Below are 23,744 nucleotides of genomic sequence, written 5' to 3'. Positions count from 1 at the left end.
TATTCGACGCTCTTTGCTGGAAAATTTTCAAAGCCGTTTGACACCATAAGATGAAGGGAACACCCTGTGAAGTCAAAAGCTTCGAGACCGATCAAAGCTTTCGATTAAATTTTGATTTGGGTGTTTCTGTGCCCAAATTAATAGCTCGATTTAGCCTCAAAATACTGATGACAAATAAACTGAAACTTCTTGAAAATCAAGGGCCTAATTTTGGCCAATGATGACAAATGAATCGATTAAGTCATTGATTAATAAGTAAAACATGCCTAATTGTGATTCCGGTTGTCGTGGGTTCGAGCCCCATCGTTCACCCCAATTAAATCAATAGCTTAAAAAGTACTTGATTAAGCTTTCAGGCTGATTTTTCAATTTAAATAGACTTGAAACATAAGCAAAATCATAGTCTTACGCCAATATTTCCAGCCTGGAGTCTGTTTTTGTCTTTGCTACTGACATTTACCTCTCGATTAGCAGGAACCTCTGCAACCACTTCGTCAAGAAACTCCTGAAAATCCGATCACTTTTGGGTTGCGGTGATGTTGGATTGAATGGCTCCCTTTGCCATGTTCAATGCGGCAAAAAGATTAGGCGTTCCATTACGCTTATAAATCCTTTTTAATCCGAGAACAATCTTGCCTGCTGGTATGCCCTAGGTTCAATCAGCCCGCAGAATCATCAAAAAGTAAGTTGTCGTTCGAGTGCTGAATGCCTCGGTTAACGCAGTTTGTTTCGTAAAACAGACAGCATCTGGGGATGTTCCGACTTTTTATCCGAGTAAATTAGCGACGCTCTGGCATCTGAGATGCTCTGCAGACTAGCATAGGATTGCGCTTGATGGCTAAGCTTCCGGAAGAACAGGGGGGGCGCTTTGGTCGTTGCTTATGGTCAGAGAGAGCGTAAGTGCGATTCCTGAATGGTCGACATCAATTGAGTTTGCCTGGCGCAATGCCGATTCACTGTCGATGGGAGTTGACGATGTCTCGGTCCAAATCGTTCAATGCGCCGACCAGACTCAAGACGCGGTCGACCGAGGCGTGCCATTGTGCGATGAGCGTCATGTTATTCACCGGCCAGGACAACGCGGCGGCCATTTGTTGAAATGCCTGCACGGATTGCATCAACGCGCCGAGAGTGATGCTTCCCACGATGTAGCGCGGGGCCGCAATCAAAATGGGGAAGGCCATGGACAATACGGCATAGCCCGAGCTGAACAGGATGATATGTGCCCAGGCATGGGTTTGTAGATCGTATATGCCGGTAATATCGTGAAAAAGATTAAGAAAGCGCGTTTTCTCTTTTGCTTCGCCATGATGGCGAGCAATGGCTAACGCATTTTCTCTTGCTTTGACCAAGCCAAAGCGAAAGTTGGCTTCGACGGTTTGCATGGCATTGGTTGTCAACGTTAAAGGCCGTCCGGCCCACCAACCTAAAACCGACGCCGCAGCGGCGTAGAGGATCGCAATCCAGACTAAATGCCCGTAAACGGGGATTACGATTCCGCCGATGTCCAGCAAGATAACGCTGGAAAGCGTCCACAGAATTTCGCTGAAGCTAATCAGTAGCAACATACTGTAAAACAGCGTGTAACAAAGATTGACCGCTTCGTCGGTAGCAATACGAATGTCTTCCGCAATCCGACCGTCCGGATTGTCGTGTCCTGAGGTCAGAATTTGGGCGATTTGGTAATGGTGGCCATTATTCATCCATTGAGCGATAACTTTTGCCGTCAGCCAAGAGCGCCAACTGATTTGTAAGTCGCGCTTGATTTTTAAATGCATCGCGGTGACCGCCATGCTGCCGGCAAAAATCATCACCAGATGTTCGATCTGCCTGAAAAGTTCTACCATGGAATGTTGTTCGAGCGCATCGAACAGCGCGGCGCTCCATTCGGTGATCATCACCGCAATGACGATCTGCATGATGGTCAGTACGATTAACGCCAATGTTCGCTTGCGAATCATCGCTCGATGTTCGGAATGCCAGAAGGGGCTGGCTAACCGATAAAATTTAATGAAAAATCCGCTTTTACCCGGCATGGTAGTGAGTTTGAGCTTAGGTGAGATATTAAAAGTTCATGGCTACGAGAACGCCTGTCTGATTGCCAGGGTCACCACTTTGGCCGACGTGAGAATTTGACTAAAAAAAAGCCGGGGTTAGCCGGCTTCGATGTGCAATCTACCTGAATCAAGATTAGCGCATTTTCTTGTGGCCCATGGCTTTGCCCGGATGTTGGGACATCATTTTCAAGTGTTGGGCTTTCATCAATTCCAGTTGCTGGTCTTTAAGCGCTTGCTGCTTTTGCGGATCGGTTTCGGCGAGAATCTTGTTGGACAAGTCATGCATCGCCAATTCATGCGCTTGCCTATCCTTGAGATGGGCTTCCAGCTTCGCGGAATCCATGCCGCCGGTCATGGCGGGATCGTTGACTTGCTCGGCGCTACAAATGATGCTGAAAGGAAGTAGGGTGGATAAAACGATTATTCGGATGAAGCGTTTCATTGGCAGTGTCTCCTGTGAAGTTGGAATGCCCTAACCATTAGCGATGTATACCGCTAGGCTGGGAAAATTACCCTTGAAGCGACTTCAAGTCGGTACGCTAACGCACATAGACCAGAGCCCGGGCGATTACTTCTCAGTCTGCCTGCTATGGCTGATGTCGCTTAGCGCGATTCGCAAGGTCGGTGGCTCGTCCGAGGATTCCCGACGCAGGCAGTCGAGGTGGACATAAAATTCAGACCCATCGGCACGTTTCATCATCAGGCCAATCACCCGTTTTTCATGGGTGTCGGATTCCATGATGCCCACAAGCGAGCGGAACCAACGGTCGCAGTCCTGGGGCGCAACAAACTTCGAGAAACGTTGCCCGATCAGCTTGTCGCGTTCCACGCCCAACAATGCAGAACCGGTTAGATTGATGGTACTGATTTGATCGTCCCGATTGACGGTGATATAGCCGACCGGCGCGAATTCATAAAGATCCAGGTAACGGTTGTGTGCTTCCTGCAAGGCATTGTGGGTGTTGCGCAACTCCTCGTTCTGCATTTCCAGCTCGATCTTGTGGACCAGCAACTCATGTACCAGCACTTCAGCCGGTTTGGCCTTCACTTCTTCGGGCGATAAACTGGAAACCAGGGCTTCGGCTTTCCTTCTTAATGTTTTACGCCGCTCAATGCCATCCCATTTTAAATTCATATCGCATTCTCTATTCAGTGTCGACTCATGATCGATCGTGGTTGTCGGTCGTCACGACAAATTAGTTTCTCGACTCTACTTTACTCAGTTCACGGTGTATGTGCGCTAGCGAACTGTGTTCGGTCGTCGAATGGCGTTTAATTATCCACGAAGCTTATCGGAACCGCTTGATTTTCAAGCGAGGCAAGCGAAACCACACCCTGTGGGAATTTTCGGCCAGACATGAGCCGGCACCAGAGTTATTCATCGCGGCATTGTCAGAAGCAATGTCATTCCGACCATTCAAGGAAGCACGGTACCGATTGCCTTCAACGTTTAACTCAGAAGGATAAATGATCATGAAAAACATTAACCACCCCGGATTTTCGCGTTCCCTGCCCGGTATCGGCCTATGTGCTGCGGCAGTTGTCTTTATTGGCGGATGCGCCAGCATGCCGCCTCCGACCGAACAAATGGCTGTGTCCAAGGCCGCGGTCATCAGTGCCAACAGTGCCGGCGGCAACGAATATGCGCCGATACCGCTCAAGAAAGCGATGGAAAAAATGGATACCGCCGAGCGCGCCATGGCTGAACAAAACTATCCGCTGGCTCGACGACTGGCTGAGGAAGCCCAAGTCGATGCGCAACTTGCGGCCGTGAGCGCGCGTTCCGCCAAGGCTCAAAAGGCTGCGCGCGAGTTGCAGGAAGACAACCGCGTGTTACGCCAAGAAATCGAACGCCAGACCCAATAAGCACTAACGGAGTCCATTATGCAAACTTATCGCTATTTCCCTTTAACCCTGATTGCTGCGGCGATCATTTCCGGCTGTAGCTCCGTGCCGCAGAGTGCCACGCTGGCCGATGCGCATAATGACTACAACAATGCACGCATCAATTCCGAAGTGAGCACGCTGGCCGAACTGGAAATGAAGCAGGCTTCCGATACGCTGAATAAGGCCGACCACGCCTTGCGCAACGATGAAAGCGACGAAACCGTCGACCATCTGGCTTATATCGCCAAGCAGCAGGTCGCCATCGCTCAGGCGACCGCCAAACGCAAGACTGCGGAAACCGCCGTCAACAATGCCGAGGCCAAGCGCAATCAGGTGCGTCTCGAAGCCAGAACCGCCGAAGCCGACGCCGCCAAGCGGCAGGCAGCGATTTCGCAACAAACCGTGGACCGGCAAGCCAACGAGTTAGCGGTGGCCGGTGCCAACAGCGACCGCGACCGGGCGTTGATCATTCAACAGAATATTTTAATCAACGAGCTCAATGCCAAACAGACCGCGCGCGGTTTGGTGATCACCTTGGGCGATGTCTTGTTCCGTACCAACAAGGCGCATTTGCAATCGAGCGGTTTACGCAACGTCGACAAGCTGGCCGATTTTCTCAACCAATACCCGAGTTACAAGGTGTTGGTGGAAGGCTATACCGATAGCCGAGGCAGCGAAGAACGCAATCAGGAATTGTCCGACCGGCGCGCCTATGCGGTACGAACGGCCTTGGTCGATGCGGGCATCGATAGCGATCGGGTCAGAACCCGAGGTTATGGCGAGGAATATCCGGTTGCCAGTAACGATACCGCAGCCAGTCGACAATTAAATCGACGGGTGGAAATTATCCTCTCCGATGCCGACGGCAATATCGCCACGCGGTAGGGAACGATCCTATTCGAATCTTGGTTTGCAGATTTATCCGCGGGAGGTTTTATGAAACCACCGACTTTACGTTTCCAACGGCGGTTACTGACCTTAGCCATCATCGCGATGTTGTCGGGTTGTTCCACCGCATTGGTCAAGGATGACACAGTGCAGTCTGACGCCGGAACCTCTCATTGTTCCGGCTCGGAGTGGGTGGATGATTCCACGATTGCGGTGATACCGATTCCGGTGGTGGCATTGTTGATGCCTCACTCCGACCTCAACGACATCAAGGCCGATGATTACCTCAAACGTTGCGGAGATAGCGCCAAGCTGATCAACCGTGAAGTGGATATTGGACATGGCGCCTGCGTCCCGGCGGTGTTGACGCGGATATTGACGCTTGGCATCTGGTAATGGTGTCCGGCACGTATTTCCTGGGAGGCGGATGTAAGGCCCTAGTAGCTCTATTTCCGTATTTGCCGCACCGATGCGTACCTGCCGTTGTCGATGGTGCGCGCCTTCGCGAATTTATTATCTTTTCCGCTCTGTACGTTAGCGTACAGATAAAAAGTCCAACGCCTGTAAGCTAAGCGCTCGCCTATGTCCTGCCGGCAGGGAGTCATATTTATGAACATCAAATTTATTGTGCCTTGGGCAATGCTGAGTTTTTTGGTTTTTGCCGAAGAGTCTTTGCTTCAGCCGCAAGTTCAAGGCGACATCAACTTCGTCAGTGGTGGGGTCGGGGGAGACGAACGGGATGCGATGCACGCCATGCGCGATGAATACAACCTGAATTTGTTGTTTTCGGTGGCCGGCAGCGGAGAGTATCTCAGCGATATCAAGGTCTGCATCAAGGATGCCGGCGGCCATAACGTGCTGGAAACGGTGGCGGACGGTCCCATGTTTTATGCAAAACTCAAGCCGGGGCATTACACCGTGAGCGCAGATCGAGACGGCAAGACCCTCGATAAAACCTTCAATGTTGGCGGCAATCGGCGAACCGCGTTGTCTTTTGCCTGGCCCCATTAGCGGAAAAATTAATGCCATTTTCGGAAAGCCAAATCCCGTCTTAAATGCCCAGTCGTAATCGACATTAAGCCATGAAAAGCAAAAACGAATACATCGAAATTCTTGCCGCGGAACTCAGGGAATTGAGTTCACAAATCGACGCGTTAACGGCCAAAACCGAGGTAGCTGCGGCACAAGCGAAACTCAATTATGCCGAGGATCTCGCGGCTTTGCGCGCCAAGCGTCAAGTCGCCGTTGAAAAAATGCAAGAGTTGGAGGCACACGGTGGGGAGGCTTGGGAAGAGTTGAAAGATACGGCGGAGATGGTGTGGGGCGATCTGCGAATCGGGTTGGCCAGTGTGGTCGCCAAATTCAAATGATGCCGGCAACTGCTCCGATCGAGGAACTACGTCTTAGGTGCGAAACTCCAACACGCTACCAGTCTCACGTCGGCCACAAAGCTGCTGTGCGGGTACACATTCTTTACTGGGGCGTTTGTCATACTGATGCGGCGTTTGCTCGCCACGAAATTATTGGTCGTATCGAGAAAGTCGGAGCTGATGTAGTCATCTTTACCCACTCACCGCAGGTTGTTATCAATGCGCTGCGGCCTGATGCCAACGAGTCGGCTCATAACGTAATCTCGCAAACGATAGAGTCAACCGTCGACCATTTTCATGCCCTGCTTGATACCTTAGCTGAGCCATACAGCCTTAATCCTTCCCGGGCGCTGCTGAAACGGGACGGCAGTTTGATAGTCGGGCGACGCAGTTTAAACGGTTCTCTGCACGAACATCGAGATGGTTGGTCGCCCGGCCAACGATACCCTGTAGCCGAGCAAGCCGTGGTGCCCATCAATAACTTGTACGGGGCAGCAGGGCATGGCTACCGCTTCCTCATTGAACGAGTATGGCTGCAAACAACGAGCAGAATGGGCAAAGCCTAATTAGACAATCTTGCCGCCGCAAGACAAACACCCACGATAGGCGTAGCGGATCGATTCGTATCGTGTTGGGTAATGTGACATTGGTTTGAGGAATTAGACATGCGCAGTAAAGCAAACGCCTATCTGGTGGGTGGCGGCATAGGCTCGCTAGCCGCCGCCGCTTTCATGATTCGCGACGGCAAGCTACCCGGTGCCAATATCGCGATTCTTGAAGCCGGCTCCAAGTTGGGCGGGAGTCTCGACGGCGCCGGCAGTCCAAGCAAGGGCTATTCCATGCGCGGGGGGCGAATGTTGACCACCGACAATTACGAATGTACCTGGGATCTATATAAATCGATTCCTTCGCTCAACCAGACCGGCAAATCGGTTTACGATGAAACTGTCGAGTTCAACGAAAAATACCAGGCGCATTCGATGGCAAGACTGGTCGATAAGCGTCGGGCCAAAGTGCCGGTGTCTTCGATGGGATTTTCGATGCAGGACCGTATCGAATTGCTGAAACTCAGCCAGGCCGATGAGAAAATCTTGGCCGCGACCTGCATTACCGACTGGCTATCGCCGGGCTTTTTCGACACCGAGTTCTGGCTGATGTGGTCGACCACCTTCGCCTTCCAGCCCTGGCATAGTGCCGTCGAATTCCGACGTTATCTGCATCGCTTCATGTTGGAATTCTCCCGCATCGAAACCTTGGCCGGTGTCAAACGCACCGTTTACAATCAATACGATTCGCTGGTCATGCCGTTGCAATCCTGGCTGAAAAGTCAGGACGTACGCTTTTACCCCGATTGCCAAGTGATCGATCTCGATCATAAGACCGTGGACGACGAGTTCATCGTCACCGGCATGCGCAGCTTAAGGCAGGGCAAGCGGGAATTCATTGCCGTGAAGGATGGCGATTTTGTCTTCCTGCAAAACGGTTCGATGACCGACGCATCGTCGGTGGGTTCGATGACTGCGCCGCCAGAGCAATTAAGCAAAGCCGATAGCGGGGGCTGGGCACTCTGGGAAAAACTGGCACAGGGCCGACCGCAGTTCGGCAACCCCAAAGTATTCAATAGTTGTATCGCCCAGTCTTGCTGGGCATCGTTTACCGTCACCCTGAAGAATCCGGAATTCTTTGAGCAGATGCAGCAATTCACCGCCAACGAGCCCGGCACCGGCGGACTGGTAACGTTCAAAGATTCGAATTGGCTGATGTCGGTTGTGCTGGCTCATCAACCGCATTTCCCCAATCAACCGGCAGACGTTCAGGTATTCTGGGGCTATGCGCTCTATCCGGACCGCGTCGGCAATTTTGTTGCCAGGCCCATGGCCGACTGCAGCGGGGCGGAAATCTTGCTGGAACTGTGCGGCCATCTGCGTTTCGATCTGGAAATCTTCACCACGGCCAACTGTATTCCCTGCCGCATGCCTTACATCACCAGTATGTTCATGCCGCGCCATTACAACGACAGGCCTTTACCAGTGCCGCGCGGTTCCAGGAATCTCGGCTTCATCAGCCAATATGTCGAAATTGCCGAGGATGTGGTTTTTACCGTCGAGTATTCGGTGCGAGCGGCGCAAACGGCTGTTTACCAACTGTTGAAAATCGACCGCCCCATTCCTCCCGTCACCCCGCACGATCAATCGTTGCGCGCTCAGTTCGAAGCTTTGATCAAGGCGTTGAAGTGACCATGCGCAAACAAACCGCATAGGAAAGCGTCGTGGAGCATGTTACCAAGAAAGATCAGGAGATTTTCGGCTTGACCTCGGCGCTGGCGGCGCAGCGCATCAAACAGGACGGCTATAACGAATTGCCCAGCCCGGACCGGCGTGGATTCGCGCGCATCGCGTTCGAAGTGGTGCGTCAACCCATGTTCGCGTTGTTGATCGGTGGCGGTGTCGTGTATTTGTTGCTGGGCAGCCGTATGGAAGCCGTATTCCTGCTGTTGTTCGCCTGCTTGTCGGTCGGCATTACCATCGTTCAGGAGTCGCGCAGCGAACGGGTGTTGGAAGCGTTAAGAAATCTCGCCAGCCCCAGGGCTTTGGTGATTCGCGACGGTGAACGCATGCACATCGCCGGCCGGGACGTGGTGCGCGGCGATTTGATCGTGATCGGCGAAGGCGACCGCGTGGCGGCCGATGCTACGCTGATAGACGCGCAAGACTTACTAATCGATGAATCGTTGCTGACCGGCGAATCTCAGCCGGTGCGTAAATTGGCCAAGGATGTGGCGGCAAGGAAAAAAGCTGATCTAGTTGTGCCGGGGCCTGGCGGCGAGGACTTGCCGTATCTCTTTGCCGGCACGCTGGTGGTGCGCGGGACGGGAAAAGCGATCATTCATGCCACCGGTGTTCGCAGTGAAATGGGCAAGATCGGCATAGCCTTAGTGGACATCGAAACCGAGCAGCCCCATTTGCAACGCCAGATTCAAAAATTTGTGCGCGCTTTCGCCCTGATCGGCATTTTGGTCGGCGGCTTGGCCGTCGCCTTGTTCGGTTTTCTGCGCGGTTCGTGGCTTGAGGCCGGTTTGGGCGGTATCGCCATCGGCATGTCCTTGTTGCCCGAGGAATTTCCGCTGGTGATGGCCGTATTCATGGCAATGGGCGCGTGGCGGATTTCCAAGGCGCGGGTGTTGACGCGCCGCGCCTCGGCGATAGAAACGCTGGGCGCCACCACGGTATTGTGCACCGACAAAACCGGGACGCTGACCGAAAACCGCATGACAGTGGTTTCTATCTTCGACGAAGAGGCCGGTTGGCAGCAACATGAAAATCGACCGGTCGACGGCACCCTCAAGAAGGTATTGGAGGCGGCGCTGTTGGCGTGTCCGCGCGAAGCCGGCGATCCGATGGACGTCGCCGTGCACGCACTGGCCGAGAAGCAAATCGGTTCAAACCAAGCCACGTTCGCCAAGCGTCGGTTGATCCGTGCCTATGGCCTCAGTCCTGATTTATTCGCGGTCGCGAACATTCTGATCGACGATGGCCAAACCCAAGGCGAGGCCTATGCCAAGGGGGCGCTGGAAGCCATCGCCGAGTTGTGCCAACTGCCACACGACAGGTTGCTGAAAATTCGCGAACAGGTGGATGCACTGGCTAGCGACGGCGTGCGCGTGCTCTGTGTGGCGAAAGCCGCCTACATCAGCGTAGCCAACCCGCAAACCCTGCCCGAGTCGCCGCGCGGCATGAGTTTTACCTACCTAGGGCTGGTCGGATTTGCCGATCCGCTGCGCGAAAACGTGCCGGCCGCAGTTGGCGAATGCCGCTCCGCCGGGATTCGGGTGGTGATGATCACCGGCGATTACCCGGCCACGGCCGCGGCCATAGGTCTGCAGGCCGGTTTGGATTCCACCGAGGTACTGAGTGGCGACGATATCGAAGCGCTGTCCGACGCCGAGCTGGCGGAGCGCGTGAAATCGACCGCGATATTCGCGCGCATCAGGCCTAGCCAAAAATTGCGGATAGTCGAAAGCCTGAAAGCCAACGGCGAAATCGTCGCCATGACCGGCGACGGGGTCAACGATGCGCCGGCGATCAAGGCCGCGCACATCGGGATCGCCATGGGTGGGCGCGGCACCGATGTCGCCCGCGAAGCGTCGGCTATCGTGTTGCTCGACGACGACTTCGGCTCCATCGTTAAAACCATCCGTCTGGGCCGGCGTATTTACGACAATCTGCGCAAGGCCATCGAATATCTGGTGGCCGTGCATATTCCCGTCGCCGGCTTGGCTTTGTTGCCGTTGATGTTGGATTTGCCGCTGATACTGGCGCCGATTCATATCGCCTTCCTGGAGATGGTCATCGATCCCGCCTGTTCGGTGGTGTTCGAAGCCGAACGCGAAGAAGACGACGTGATGCTCAGGCCGCCGCGCGATTCCGCCAGTCCGTTGCTATTGCCGAAGCGCATCCTATGGGCGGTGTTGCAGGGGGTTATCGCACTGGCCATCTTGGCCGGCCTTTTGATTGGCGGGGGAACTATGGGTATGCCCGAAGCGGATTTACGCGCGTTGGTGTTTACCTCGCTGATTCTGATGAATATCGGTTTGATTTTGGTGAATCGTTCGTTTAAGGCTTCTTTGATCCGGGCCTTGTTCAGGCCGAATCCGTCGTTGTGGATTTTACTGGGCAGCGTATTGCTATTGCTGGCCGTCGCGGTGTTCTGGCGCCCGGCGCAAGTGTTGTTTCATTTCGGTTGGTTACAGTGGGACGAACTTGCCGTAGCGGCGTGCGCCGGATTGATGAGTTTGCTGCTGCTGGAAGGGATTAAAGCATTGTGGTTTCGTGCCGGTGGCAAGGTAACAAAACCCGGCTAAGTGTGTGCGATAGCGTACAGACCCCGTTACAAGCTGCCTATAAGCTGTGGCCTCGTCTACTTGAGGAGCTTGCCAATGAATCTAGCGATCGAACCGTTACTGGCCCTAGTGATAGGCGTCTTAATCTTACTGATTCCTCGGTTCTTAAATTATTTCGTGGCGGTGTATTTGATCGTCGTGGGTATTTTGGGACTCGTCCACCGCTAAAGGGGCCGCCGCCCTAAAACCCAAGCTTTGGTTTTAGGGATCGATTTTATCCTTGTTGTTTTTACTGGAGACCTACCATGTCACTTGGCACCATTTTGCTGGTTATTCTTGTTCTGATGTTGCTCGGCGTTTTTCCGGTATGGCCGCATAGCCGATCTTGGGGTTACGGGCCTACGAGCGGTTTGGGGCTCGTGCTGATCGTTATATTGATTTTACTGTTGCTGGGCAAGATTTAGCGATTGTCTCAGTGTCTTCGAAAAGATTGAGCGTAGCCAAACTGCGCGAAGCGTAACAATTCTCTCCAGCGGGAGATGGTTGGGTGAGGTGGATAGAGACGAGACATGGTGCTCGTTTAATTCTCCTCTCCCCAATTCTCGCCGTCAGAGCGAGCAGGCTATCGGCGAATTGTGAGGCTTTGACATTTAAAAAATAATGACGGTTGAGCGCGATAGTGTTCATGCCGATCTGATGTTCATGTCATGACCTGCTTTGTTCCGGCGCTAACACATCGGTGCCGAGAATTGCTCTGCGACTGAACCAACTAGATTCGGGAATCAAACGATGGCAACACGGCGGGAACAAAGACGGCACGTTAGGAGCGAGCATCCGGGCGGCGAGGAGACGCCGATTCGGTTCGAGGTGTTCAACACCGAGCGCCTGCAACAACATGCGGTGAGTCTGGCGCAAGCGCAAAAAGTCACCAGCCTGAAAAAAGGACGCAAACTGATCCCGCGGGTACGCGAGAATGCCCTGGTTTTGCTGGAGGCCTACAAATCCGTAGGCCACGCGGTTCGTGAGCAACGCGCCATCACGCCGGCGGCAGAGTGGTTGCTGGATAACTTCCATGTCATCGAAGAGCAGGTCAGCGACATTCATGTTGATTTGCCGGAAAGTTATGCTCGGGAACTGCCGAAACTGGCCGAAGGCGTGTTGGCCGGTTATCCCCGGGTTTACGGCATTGCCTGGGCGTTGGTGGCCCACACCGACAGCCGTTTCGCACCGGAATTATTGACCCTGTTCGTCAAGGCCTATCAAAGCGTCGATCCGCTCACGCTCGGTGAACTCTGGGCGATACCGATTACCTTGCGGGTGTTGCTGGTCGAGAATCTGCGTCGCCTGGCTGTTAGCATCATGCGTTCGCAAAACGGCCGCCGCCTGGCGGACGAGTTCGTCGATCGCGTGGAAAACATCGTCGCCCACAGCGAGCGGCCGGACCCGCCGATTCCCTCTGGCGAACTGCCGGTTGAGCCTTTGCGCCAGGCGTTTGCGGTACAACTTTTGCAGCGCTCGCACGATCCGCATCCTTCGGTATCGATTTCCCTGGACTTCCTTAATGAGTGGCTCAAGGCGCAAAACGCCAGCCTTGACGACATCGTGCACAGCGAGCATGCGGCGCAAATCGCCGATAACCTGACGGTCCGCAACATCATCACCAGCATGCGCGCGATTTCCGCCTTCGATTGGCAGCGGTTCGTCGAAGATGTCAGCCTGGTGGATGCCTGTCTGCGCAGTCAGCCGGATTACGCCGCGATGGATTTTTTGACGCGCGACCGTTACCGCCACGCGGTCGAAGAACTCGCCAAACGTTCGCCGCGCTCCGAGGTGGAAATCGCCCGTCGGGTGATGGAAAAGATTCAGGTTGCGGCGGCGCAAAGCGTGCTCGACGAGCGCCAGCTCGAACCCGGCTATTACCTGATCGGCGCCGGCCGCTACGGCTTCGAAACCGAAGTCGAATATCGGCCAACGTTCAAGCAACGACTGTTGCGCAACTATGTCAGTCATGCCGGCTGGACTTATCTGGGCAGTCTGGCGGTGTTGACGCTGTTGTTGCTGACCCTGCCGTTAGGCGCGGCAATGTCCGCCGGACTGGCTGGTTGGGCGCTCTGTCTGCTGGCCTTGGTTTTTGCGTTTCCGGCGTCGGATATTGCTATCGGGGTGATGAATCAAATCATCGTTGCCGGGCTGCCGCCCAGCCACATGCCGCGATTCGAGCTAAAGGACGGCGCGCCGGAAGCGTTAAGCACTTTCGTGGTGGTGCCGACCATGTTCGTCAGCGAGGACGGGGTCGAACAGCAAATCGAGCAAATGGAAATTCGCTATCTGGCCAATCCCGAGGGTGAGGTGCGGTTTGCGTTATTGTCGGATTGGGCCGATGCCGATCAAGAACACCAGGCCGACGACGAACGGCTATTGGCCGTTGCCCTGGCCGGGGTGGAGGCGTTGAATGCCAAATACGGCAAACCGCGCTTTTTTGTGTTTCACCGGAAACGCTTGTGGAACGCCGGCGAAGGCAAGTGGATGGCCTGGGAGCGCAAGCGCGGCAAGTTGCAGGAGTTCAACCGCCTGCTGCGCGGCGCGACCGACACCTCGTTTCTGCCGATTGCCGGCCAACCCGCAACCGCTCCGCCCGGCGTTTGCTATGTGATTACCCTGGATGCCGACACCAAACTGCCGATGGGTGTGGTCACCCAACTGGTCGGCGTGGCGGCGCATCCGCTGAATCGGCCGGTGTTCGATCCCGTCAGCCGGACCGTCGTCGAGGGCTACGGCATATTGCAGCCTAGGGTCACGCCGACCTTGCCGCAACGCCAGGAGCGTTCGCTGTTTCACCAGATTTTTGCCGGCGCTTCCGGTACCGATGCCTACTCCAGCTCGGTCTCCGAGCTGTATCAGGATTTGTTCGCGTTGGGTACCTATAGCGGCAAGGGCTTGTACCATGTCGACAGTTTCGAGGCGGCATTGGCCGGCAGGGTGCCGGACAACACCCAACTCAGCCATGATTTGTTCGAGAGCGTTTATGTACGCTGCGGACTGGTCAGCGACATCGAGTTTTTCGAGGAATTTCCGTCCCATACCGAAGTGGCTGCGTCGCGGCAACACCGCTGGGTGCGGGGCGATTGGCAGCTCATTCCGTGGATTTTCGGCGCGTCCGGCCAGGGCATGCCAATGATAGGCCGCTGGAAGATGCTGGACAATCTGCGCCGCTCGCTGTCGGCGCCGGCAGCCTTTTCGGCGCTGGTGGCGAGTTGGACGATACCAAACGCGCCGTTGTGGCCGTTGGTCGGCTTTGTGGTGGTGGCCTTGGCATTTCCGGCCATTTTAGCGCTGGCCAGCGGTTTTAGCGTCCCCAGACGAGGCGTTTCGCTGACCACGCATCTGCGCGGGGCCGGCGAAAACGTGCTTTGGGCCTGCGGCAACAGCCTGGTGGCGCTGACCTTACTGGCGCAACAAGCCTGGTTGATGGCCGACGCGATTGCCACCACGCTGGTGCGCTTGTTCATCACCCGCCGCCAATTGCTGAAATGGGTCACCGCCTTGCAGGCAAAAACCGGAGCCGGGTATGCGCTAAAAAATTTGATTCGACCGCTCAGTCATTCGTCCACGGTGGTCATTGGGGCCGCGGCCTTGGTGTTGCTGTGCAATCCGGTCGCCATCCGATATGCCTCGCCGTTTCTGTTGTTGTGGTGGTTGGCCCCCGTGGTCGCGCGGGCCTTGAGTCTGCCGCCCAGACTGGATAAAGCCGAAAGCCTGTCGCCCGAGGATAGCGCGCAACTGCGCCTTTACGGCAGACGAGTCTGGCGCTTTTTTACCACCTTCGTGACAGCGGAGGATCACTATCTGCCGCCGGATAATTTTCAGGAAGACCCGCAACCGGTGATTGCTCATCGCAGCTCGCCGACCAATTTCGGACTGTATTTGTTATCGGTGGTAGCCGCGCGGGACTTCGGCTGGGTGGGCTTGCTGGATAGCGTCGAGCGGCTGGAGGCGACGTTAACGACATTGTCGGCGCTGCCGCGCTTGCACGGCCATTTTTACAACTGGTACGACACCCGCGATCTGCGCATGCTGGAACCGCGTTACGTGTCGACCGTGGACAGCGGCAATCTGGCCGGACATCTGTTGACCTTGGCGCAAGCCTGCCGGGACATGCTGGAGCGACCGCTGGATTTAAACGCCGCACTGAGCGGTGTGGCCGATACCCACCGCTTGCTGTCGGGCGCGTTGAGCCATATCGGCGATGAACCGCGCACCCTCACGGTGAGCTTAACCGAACTGCGGCAAAAAAGTCTGTTGCTTGGCGAGTTGTTGAACCGTCGCCCCAACGACGTGGCGGAATGGAGCCGTTTGTGGCAGCAGCTCAGCGTGTGTGCCGGTGTGCTGTACGATCTCGCCAATGCCTATGCCGCCGAACGCGGCGATAGCCGTGATAACGAGGTGCTGGCTTGGGCCGGGCTGTTGTGCGATGACATTCGCTCGCATGCCAAGGATGTGGCCAGTTTGATGCCGTGGCTACATTTTCCGATCAGCGTTCAATCAAGGGAGACAGCGGAAATGACGCTGCCCGTGGTTACGCGCATCAAGCAGAAGTTGAACATCGCAACCCCGCTGTGCGATCTTGCCGGAAGCTATCGCGAGTGCGCGGATTTGCTGGAAGCGTCGGCGGGCGAGTTGGCGACCGCCGAGATCAAGGCCTTGGCGATTTTGCTGCGCAGGGCCGGCGACTTGGCCGCAACGTTGAGCGCGCGCCTGGAAAACATGGCCGCGCAACTGGATAGTCTGTTCCGGGACATGGATTTTCGATTTCTCTACGATGCCAACCGCCATATGTTCGCCATCGGCTACCGGGTGGCGGAAGGGGCTATCGACCCCAGTTATTACGACTTGCTGGCGTCCGAGGCGCGCTTGTCCAGTTTTATCGCCATCGCCAAGCGCGACGTGCCCAGCACGCACTGGTTTCATCTCGGCCGCCGGGTCACCCGCGCCGCGCATGGCACGGTGTTGCTGTCCTGGTCGGGATCGATGTTCGAATATCTGATGCCATCGCTGGTGACCTTTACCCCGCGTTACAGCCTGATCGACCAGACCTGCCGCTTGGTGGTGAAGCGGCAAATCGAATATGGCGAAGAATGCGGCGTACCCTGGGGCGTGTCCGAGTCGGCGTTCAATGGCCGCGATTTGTACATGACCTATCAATACTCCGCGTTTGGGGTGCCCGGTCTGGGCATGAAACGCGGCCTGGGCGAGGAATTGGTGATTGCGCCTTACGCCACGGCACTGGCCGCGATGTATTTGCCGCATGCCGCGGTGGAAAACTTTGCCAGCCTGGAGCGGGAAGGCGCGCTGGGGCGTTTCGGTTTCTACGAAGCCCTGGATTACACGCCGATCCGCTTGGCGGAAGGACAAAGGCTGGCGATGGTGCGCTGTTACATGGCGCATCATCAGGGCATGTCCCTGGTGGCGTTCGCCAATGTGGTGCATGACGGCATCATGCGCCATCGTTTTCACCGCGCGGCATTGATTCAGTCGGCGGATTTATTGCTGCAGGAGCGCATTCCGCATGGCGCGGATACCGAAACCCTGCCGCTGCTGCAAGCCTTGTCGGACATCAAGGATACCGTGCAGCCGCCGGTGCGGCGCGTGCCGTCGCCGATGTCGGCGGTGCCATCCTCGCATCTGCTGGCCAACGGCCGTTATTCGGTGATGATCACCGCCGCCGGTTCCGGCTACAGTCTGTGGCGCAATCTGGCGGTCACCCGCTGGCGCGAGGACGTGACCCGGGATGCCTGGGGCAGTTACCTTTATCTGCGCGATGTCGAAAACGGCGAAGTCTGGTCGGCCGGCTACCAGCCGACGGCGGCCAGACCGGAGCAGTATGAGGTGGTATTCGTCGAAGACCGCGCCCGCATTACCCGCAGCGACGGCGCCATCGTCACCACCCTGGAAATCGTGGTGTCGCCGGAAGACGACGCGGAAATTCGCCGCCTGAGTTTGACCAATAACGGCATGCGCGAGCGGGAAATCGAAGTGACTTCGTATGCCGAGATCGTGCTGGCGCCGATGCCCGCCGACATCGCCCACCCGGCGTTTTCCAATCTATTCGTGCAAACGGAATACTTGCCGCAAACCCGCGCCTTGCTGGCGCATCGCCGGCCACGTGCGGCCGGCGATGCGCCGCTGTGGGCAGCGCACGTGCTGGCCGATCGGCAAACCGGCGACGGTTTGCAATACGAAACCGATAGGGCCCGCTTTATCGGCCGCGGACAGAACTTACGGGCGCCGCTTGCGGTGATGGACGGCCGGCCGTTGAGCAACACCGTGGGTTTGGTGCTCGATCCCATCTTCAGCCTGCGCACTCGAATCAAGATCGCCGCCGGCGCGACCGAACATCTGACCTTCACCACACTGGTCGCGGCTTCGCGCCAGGCGGCGGCGGATCTGGCCGACAAATATCATAGCGTCACGGCCTGGGAACGGGTTTCGGCTCTGGCCTGGACCCATGCCCATGTGCAATTGCATCACTTGCGGACCAAGCCGGACGAGGCGCAGTTGTTTCAAATGCTGGCCAATCGCTTGATCTTTGCCGATCCGTCGCTACGGCCGGCCGGCAAATGGATGCAGATGAACACCTTGAATGTCAGTGGACTGTGGCGCCACGGTATCTCCGGCGACAGGCCGATGGTATTGCTGCGGGTCAGCGAGCCGGAACATCGCGCTATCGTCGAACAATTGCTGCGCGCCCATGAGTATTGGCGCATCAAAGGCCTGGCCGTCGACTTGCTGATCCTCAACGAGAAGGAAACCTCTTACGTCGAGGATTTGCAGAATTTGCTGGAAAACCTGATGCGCGAGAATCAGGCGCGTTCCGCCGCGCAAGAACACGAACACCAGGGAGCGATTTTCGTGCTGCCGGCCGGGCGCTTGTCCATGGAAGAGCGGCGTTTGTTGCAAACGGCGGCGCGGGCGATGCTGGTCGGCAATCGCGGCACCTTGGCCGAACAATTGTTGCGGCACCCACGCCCGGAAACCGCGTTCATCACGCCGAAAGCGTTGCCGGCACGGGAAATCGATACGCCCGCCCTGGCGCCGCCGGAACTGGAGTTCTTCAACGGCCTGGGCGGTTTTGCCGAGGATGGCCGCGAATATGTGATCGTGCTCGACAAGGGGCAATGGACGCCGGCACCGTGGATCAATGTCATCGCCAACCCGGAGTTCGGTTTTATGGTTTCCGAGTTGGGCAGCGGTTGTAGCTGGTGCGGCAACAGCCGGGAAAATCTGCTGACGCCCTGGTTCAACGATCCGGTCGGCGATACGCCGGGCGAAGTGTTTTACCTGCGCGACGACGATAGCCATGAACTATGGACGCCGACCGCGCTGCCGATTCGGGTCGAAAACGCCGCTTATCTGATACGCCACGGTCAGGGCTATAGCCGTTTCGAGCATGCATCGCACGGCATCCACAGCGAATTGTTGCAATTCGTCGGCCCGGACGACCCGGTCAAAATCTCGGTGTTGACCCTGACCAACGTTTCGGGCCGCAACCGGCGGCTGACGGTGACAGCCTATCTGGAATGGGTGCTGGGTGCATCGCGCAGTGTCACCGCGCCGCATATTATCACCGAGCTGGACCCGGACAGCGGCGCCTTGTTGGCTTACAACCCCTGGGATCAGGAGTTCGGCGGGCGAATTGCGTTTGCCGATCTGGCCGGGCGGCAGACTGGTTTTACCGCCAATCGCACCGAATTCATCGGCCGCAACGGCAGCCTGGATGCACCGGCAGGCTTGCTTAGCGGCAAACCGCTGAAAAACCGCGTCGGTGCCGGGCTCGATGCCTGCGCCGCCTTGCAAACAGCCATCGAGTTGGCGCCGAAGCAACGGATCGAGATCGTTTGTATATTGGGTCAAGGTCAAGACCGGGCGCGGGCCGGCGAGTTGATCCGGCGCTACCGCGCCACCAACGTCGCAACCACGTTTGAACTGGTGAAGCAGTCCTGGCGGCAGGTATTGACCAAGGTGCAAGTCCAAACGCCGGAGCGCGAGCTGGACTTGCTGTTGAACGGCTGGCTGCTGTATCAAACCTTGAGCTGCCGGATGTGGGCGAGGGCGGCTTTTTATCAGGTCGGCGGGGCATTCGGCTTTCGCGACCAGTTGCAAGACAGCATGGCACTGGCCGTGTCCAGGCCCGATTTGGCGCGCGAGCAAATTTTGCGCGCCGCTGCCCGCCAGTTCGAAGCGGGCGACGTACAACACTGGTGGCATCCGCCCACCGGCCGCGGCGTGCGCACCCGGTTTTCCGACGACAGGCTCTGGTTGCCGTATGCGGTGGCGCATTATCTGAAGGTCAGCGGCGATAGCGAGGTGCTGGCAGAATCGTTGCCGTTTCTGGAAGGCCCCGGCTTGGCGGATGAACAGGACGATGCCTATTTCCAGCCCGGCGAGTCGCAGGTACACGCGACGCTGTTCGAGCATTGCGCGCGGGCATTGGAATTGAGCCTGGCCACCGGCGCCCACGGTTTGCCGTTGATGGGTAGCGGCGACTGGAACGACGGCATGAATCGGGTCGGCAACCGCGGTCAGGGCGAGAGCGTGTGGCTGGCCTGGTTTCTGATAGCGACCCTGAGCGAATTCGCCGACGTTGCCGAGCGCTTGGGCGAAACCGAGCGCGCCGAGCGTTGGCGCGCGCAGGCCGCACAACTCACGACAGCGGTGGAAGCGGAAGGCTGGGATGGCGCCTGGTATCGGCGTGCCTATTTCGACGACGGCTCGCCGCTGGGTTCTGCCAGCAACGCCGAGTGCCGCATCGACTCCATTGCGCAGAGCTGGGGCGTCATTTCCGGCGCCGCCGATCCCGAGCGAGCCAGAAGAGCGATGGCCTCGGTACGCGAGTATTTGGTGCGCTACGGCGACGATCTGGTATTGCTGTTCACGCCGCCCTTCGACAAAACCGAACGCGATCCCGGCTATATCAAAAGTTATCCGCCCGGCATCCGCGAAAACGGCGGTCAATACACCCATGCCGCCATTTGGTCGGCGATTGCCTACGCCATGCTCGGCGAAGCGGATCAAGCGGCGGAACTGTTGCGTATGCTGAATCCGATCAAACGCAGCGCCAGTCGCACCGGCGTGTTCGCCTACAAGGTCGAGCCCTATGTGCTGGCGGCGGACATCTATTCCGAAGCCCCCCACGCCCGCCGCGGCGGCTGGACCTGGTACACCGGCGCCGCCGGCTGGTTCTACCGCGCCGGGCTGGAATGGATATTAGGTCTTCGAGTCCACGGCGACCGGTTGCTGTTCGATCCCTGCATCCCCGCAACCTGGACCGGTTACAGCCTGACCTATCGGCACCGCGATACCCGCTATGCAATTACGGTGGAAAACCCGAACGCCGCCACGCGCGGCATCGCTACGCTTGAACTGGACGGCGAACGCCGGCATGGCGGCAACGGCATTCAATTGGTAGACGATAGACAAGCGCATCGGGTGCGGGTGGTGATGGGGAAGGCGGGCGATAGCTTTTGAAGGCTATGGTTTGGTGCGGATATCCGAAGAGAGCGAAGCATTTCCATTTAGTAAGTTTGATAAAGCCGGGCGGCCGACACCTATGATTTGCGCGGCTTTGGTCACTGACATTCCAGGTGGAATAACTTCAGTTTTAATGCGTGTTCCTGGATGCGGGATGTTTGTAGGTGTGGACATTGAAGTTTCGGCTTGACCGCGCAGAAGTGATGTTGTTTACATACTACAGCGTATGTATTGTGTAGCGCAGCACAATACAAAAACTTTCAATTTAGTAGCTTCGCCTGCTGCAAACAAAATTGAAATCCCAGCCTAAGGACTGAGTTACGCCTGTTAGCTGCCGTCGAAAAAGGAAAGACCAGCGACCGTTATGGGTCGATAACACCAATTCGTAACATTCAAAAGCGCCCGTTTAATTTGTTTAATGCAGTCTGCGGCCGGTTTCGAGTCTAGCAGTATTGGGAGGATGGCGGAGGATATTTGATTCTGGCGGCTGTTGTAAACCGTTAGAAGGCGTTACTGGCTTCGAAAGCGTTTCTCTGGATGAAAAACTAAGGCTGCAAGTTAATAACCGACGGGTAACTGCATCGGGTACGGGTTGCGATGGGGCGGTTGGCGATAGCTGAATATGTGCGTATGCGCGACAGCGTACAGACGGTACGCCATTTAGCGAGTAAATTCCGAATTCCCAAGCGAAAATCATTTCCGAGTCGTCAGATTTAATCGTTGGCATCCGAAATATTTTCCAATCGAGGGAATAATGAAAATCTACGCTGGCAATATCTCGTTCGTTAGCTTGGCATCGGGTATTTCAGTCGGCGGCTATCGCATGCTTTTCTTTATTTTTTGGTTTTTCGGAAACCGGAAGGCCAAAACAAAGTCGCTAAAGCACCTTTAAGAATGTCCGGATCGGTTTTCTTATTGGATCAAAAAATAATTAAGCTTTATAAACCTGGATTGCAGGCATTTTTCGATAAATTCTGATTTATCGCGCCGAGTTTACGGTTTTTTCGCCGTTTCCAGTTCTCCCGCACCAGCGTTCACTCTAAGGCGACCGGTTTCATGTCCCAAAATACCGAAATTCCCGTTGTTATAACTCGGCGTAACAGTCGGTTAGTCCCGCTTTATTTAGATTTAAAAGGGCGGTACCGCCATATATTGCAAAGGATAGAAATGAATAAAGACCCTCCTTTAATCGTTAGCCCGGAACAAACCCATAAAATTCATAGAAAAGCCGCTACTTATGCAATTTTTGGGGATTTACTCTTTATTCTGCTGCCTTTGGTGGTGATATCGATTGTCGATGTCAGCGTTGGCAGGTCTCTATATGCATTGATCGAATCGCCCGAATTATCATTTGGTTCGGCCGTGCTATTTGGACAAACCATCATCAAGGTCGTGTCGGGTTTTGCCCATTCCAAGCCGTCCGGAGCGGAACAACCGGTCTTTATCATCGCGATGATTATTGTCTTCGGCTTGGTGCCATCGCTGGTTGTATTGGCCTTACTTTTGAGTGTTAACCCTATTCCTCATGGTTTACAGATGGCGCAGGCGGGTATTTTTGTGCAGGGGATTATCGTTTTTTTCAACTTTGGGGTAACGGGGCATGCCCAGGCGCTTCGCCATGCCAACCGGCAGTAAATATTGTCAGCGCCGTTAGCTGCGAAAATGGGTCCGACGATATTGTTCTCTTGTGTACGTCAGCGTACAGACCAATCTTCACTTATTTTGTAAACTATTTTCTGGTTGGACTAATTTCGAGTTTCGAAGTCGGTAAATAAATTCGATGTCCAGACTAATTCAATATACCGGATTATTGCGGAGGCGCGTTTATGAATACCCCATCAATCGAACAAGCAAAGATAGATTCTCTGCAATCCTTAAAAAGACTGACTGCGACCGTTTATTTGTGTCAGGTACTGACATTTACCTTTTTAGGCTTGCCATTACTGGTGGGCGCGGCCATCAATTTTTATAAACGCAAAGAAGCGGAAGGGACGTGGCTGGAATCTCATTTCGAATCGCAGATCAAAACGACTTGGGTCGCTTTGATAGGGTTTGCAGTTTCCGGACTTACCTTTGAAATTGGGGTGGGTTTTATTACGCTGATGATCACTTTGCTATGGATGATCTACAGAATCGCCGTTGGCTGGTACGCATTAACCGACGGCAAACCTGTGAACGACTGATGTAATAAAAAATGGCCTATAGCCTTTCGCGTCAATAAACGCTAATCGGGGAAATAACTATGAATACCAATGAATTGCACACACTTGCCAAATCGCACGGCATTGACGATAAAAAATTATCGAAATTGGAGGTCATTCGAAACATTCAAACTAGCGAAGGTAATTTCGATTGTTTTGCTACGGCCTATGCCGGCGAATGCGATCAAGAAGGCTGTTGCTGGCGCGAAGATTGTTTCGAATCCGCAAAAGCGTGTGTTTCGTAAATTTTATGGGTTTAGGTTCTAATCGATTTTTATTCGACCGCATCTAAATCGCAATTACGGCTTTTGATTGAGCTCTATAAATATTGGCTAACGACTATGAAGAATTGTTTTTTATTAATCGGGTTATTGCTCGTTAATGTTACAGCGCAAGCTGGCGACGAACAAAGTGCAATAAAGCTCGACGAGCTAAAGCAAAACATGCAAAAAGTTGTTCCATATTCCGTGGAATTGACCTTGCAGGGTTTTTCTAAAACGGTTCATGGCGGTGTGCAGCATGTGGTGGTGAAATCGGTTGACGACGCCTCGCAAATCGCATTAATTCAGGGGTATTTGCTTAAATTGGCCGGGAGATTAAGAAAGGGCGATTTTTCCGACGCCGAACGCTTGCACGGCAAGAACATGGCCGGTCTTGCCCAATTAAAAATGGCAAAAACGGACGACATAAGATTTGTATATAAAGCCTTGGAAAACGGCGGACAAATTCATTATTCGACGGAATATCCGCAATTCGTCGCCGCGCTACATGGATGGTTCGATGCGCAGAATAGCGAGCATGGAAATATAACAATCCCCGGTCACGGACATCACCATTCATCGCCGGCAAATTAACATAGTCAACGCTAATCGTATTTTCCAACTCCGAACAAGTTGCGATTCCGCTTATGGTTCGACACGTTCATCACAAACGGAACCGACAACTTGCCGCTCCCTGTCGCAGGACTGAAGCG

The 23,744-nt window shown here is 55.2% G+C and carries 20 protein-coding genes; 16 read left to right on the top strand and 4 right to left on the bottom strand.

Annotated features, from left to right (window positions below; all coding sequences use genetic code 11):
* Positions 1-953 precede the first annotated feature (953 nt).
* Positions 954-1,961, bottom strand: coding sequence for an SbmA/BacA-like family transporter (locus tag ACR02O_RS22685; protein ID WP_232529378.1), 1,008 nt, complete (start codon positions 1,959-1,961; stop codon positions 954-956).
* A gap of 49 nt (positions 1,962-2,010) precedes the next feature.
* Between ACR02O_RS22685 and ACR02O_RS22680 the strand changes: the two genes are divergently transcribed.
* Positions 2,011-2,136, top strand: coding sequence for a hypothetical protein (locus tag ACR02O_RS22680; protein WP_494522435.1), 126 nt, complete (start codon positions 2,011-2,013; stop codon positions 2,134-2,136).
* A gap of 54 nt (positions 2,137-2,190) precedes the next feature.
* Here the strand turns inward: ACR02O_RS22680 and ACR02O_RS22675 are convergent, their stop codons facing one another.
* Together ACR02O_RS22675 and ACR02O_RS22670 are read right to left on the bottom strand one after the other, a co-directional pair.
* Complete coding sequence (locus ACR02O_RS22675; RefSeq protein WP_494522434.1) at positions 2,191-2,499, bottom strand: hypothetical protein; 309 nt, start codon at positions 2,497-2,499, stop codon at positions 2,191-2,193.
* 126 nt (positions 2,500-2,625) lie between these two features.
* The gene (locus ACR02O_RS22670; protein ID WP_494522433.1) at positions 2,626-3,192 is read right to left on the bottom strand and encodes a PAS domain S-box protein; all 567 of its coding nucleotides are present in this window, start codon (positions 3,190-3,192) and stop codon (positions 2,626-2,628) included.
* 338 nt (positions 3,193-3,530) lie between these two features.
* Between ACR02O_RS22670 and ACR02O_RS22665 the strand changes: the two genes are divergently transcribed.
* The 11 genes from ACR02O_RS22665 to ACR02O_RS22615 all read left to right on the top strand — a co-directional run bounded on the left by ACR02O_RS22665 (position 3,531) and on the right by ACR02O_RS22615 (position 20,567).
* Entirely contained in the window at positions 3,531-3,923 is a 393-nt protein-coding gene (locus tag ACR02O_RS22665; protein ID WP_096876731.1) for a DUF4398 domain-containing protein, read from the top strand.
* 18 nt (positions 3,924-3,941) lie between these two features.
* Entirely contained in the window at positions 3,942-4,829 is an 888-nt protein-coding gene (locus ACR02O_RS22660) for an OmpA family protein (RefSeq protein ID WP_096875981.1), read from the top strand.
* Positions 4,830-4,880: 51 nt separating this feature from the next.
* A complete protein-coding gene (locus tag ACR02O_RS22655; RefSeq protein ID WP_494522432.1) occupies positions 4,881-5,228 on the top strand; it encodes a hypothetical protein in 348 nt (115 codons plus the stop codon).
* Between the two features lie 213 nt (positions 5,229-5,441).
* Positions 5,442-5,843: a hypothetical protein gene (locus ACR02O_RS22650; protein ID WP_096875983.1), complete on the top strand. Its 402-nt coding sequence runs from the start codon at positions 5,442-5,444 to the stop codon at positions 5,841-5,843.
* A gap of 71 nt (positions 5,844-5,914) precedes the next feature.
* Positions 5,915-6,202: a sll1863 family stress response protein gene (locus ACR02O_RS22645; RefSeq protein ID WP_096875984.1), complete on the top strand. Its 288-nt coding sequence runs from the start codon at positions 5,915-5,917 to the stop codon at positions 6,200-6,202.
* A complete protein-coding gene (locus tag ACR02O_RS22640) occupies positions 6,199-6,768 on the top strand; it encodes an MDR/zinc-dependent alcohol dehydrogenase-like family protein (RefSeq protein WP_096875985.1) in 570 nt (189 codons plus the stop codon). The genes ACR02O_RS22645 and ACR02O_RS22640 overlap by 4 nt, the downstream gene beginning before the upstream one ends.
* 99 nt (positions 6,769-6,867) lie before the next feature.
* The gene (locus ACR02O_RS22635) at positions 6,868-8,439 is read left to right on the top strand and encodes an oleate hydratase (protein ID WP_494522431.1); all 1,572 of its coding nucleotides are present in this window, start codon (positions 6,868-6,870) and stop codon (positions 8,437-8,439) included.
* A gap of 32 nt (positions 8,440-8,471) precedes the next feature.
* Positions 8,472-11,063 carry a cation-translocating P-type ATPase gene (locus ACR02O_RS22630; protein ID WP_494522430.1) on the top strand — a complete coding sequence of 864 codons (2,592 nt, stop codon included), beginning with the start codon at positions 8,472-8,474 and terminating at the stop codon, positions 11,061-11,063.
* Between the two features lie 75 nt (positions 11,064-11,138).
* Complete coding sequence (locus ACR02O_RS22625; RefSeq protein ID WP_096875987.1) at positions 11,139-11,270, top strand: DUF3096 domain-containing protein; 132 nt, start codon at positions 11,139-11,141, stop codon at positions 11,268-11,270.
* Positions 11,271-11,347: 77 nt separating this feature from the next.
* The gene (locus ACR02O_RS22620; protein ID WP_096875988.1) at positions 11,348-11,506 is read left to right on the top strand and encodes a DUF3309 family protein; all 159 of its coding nucleotides are present in this window, start codon (positions 11,348-11,350) and stop codon (positions 11,504-11,506) included.
* A gap of 325 nt (positions 11,507-11,831) precedes the next feature.
* Positions 11,832-20,567, top strand: coding sequence for a glycoside hydrolase family 94 protein (locus ACR02O_RS22615; protein WP_494522429.1), 8,736 nt, complete (start codon positions 11,832-11,834; stop codon positions 20,565-20,567).
* 3 nt (positions 20,568-20,570) lie between these two features.
* On the opposite strand, the gene ACR02O_RS22610 is transcribed toward ACR02O_RS22615, so the two are convergent.
* A complete protein-coding gene (locus tag ACR02O_RS22610) occupies positions 20,571-20,744 on the bottom strand; it encodes a helix-turn-helix transcriptional regulator (protein WP_157770281.1) in 174 nt (57 codons plus the stop codon).
* 993 nt (positions 20,745-21,737) lie between these two features.
* On the opposite strand from ACR02O_RS22610, the gene ACR02O_RS22605 reads away from it, so the two are divergent.
* From ACR02O_RS22605 to ACR02O_RS22590, 4 genes are all read left to right on the top strand, one after another.
* On the top strand, positions 21,738-22,205 hold the full coding sequence (locus ACR02O_RS22605) for a hypothetical protein (RefSeq protein WP_096875990.1): 468 nt from the start codon (positions 21,738-21,740) through the stop codon (positions 22,203-22,205).
* A 191-nt stretch (positions 22,206-22,396) separates the two neighbouring features.
* The gene (locus ACR02O_RS22600) at positions 22,397-22,753 is read left to right on the top strand and encodes a DUF4870 family protein (protein ID WP_096875991.1); all 357 of its coding nucleotides are present in this window, start codon (positions 22,397-22,399) and stop codon (positions 22,751-22,753) included.
* 59 nt (positions 22,754-22,812) lie between these two features.
* On the top strand, positions 22,813-23,016 hold the full coding sequence (locus ACR02O_RS22595; protein WP_096875992.1) for an SAP domain-containing protein: 204 nt from the start codon (positions 22,813-22,815) through the stop codon (positions 23,014-23,016).
* Positions 23,017-23,112: 96 nt separating this feature from the next.
* The gene (locus ACR02O_RS22590; RefSeq protein WP_096876733.1) at positions 23,113-23,625 is read left to right on the top strand and encodes an aspartate carbamoyltransferase; all 513 of its coding nucleotides are present in this window, start codon (positions 23,113-23,115) and stop codon (positions 23,623-23,625) included.
* The last annotated feature ends 119 nt before the right edge of the window (positions 23,626-23,744 follow it).

This window comes from Methylomonas sp. PHL2-19, assembly GCF_059331595.1.
Note: the sequence above shows the minus strand (reverse complement) of the source record. Positions and strands in the feature narration are given on the sequence as shown.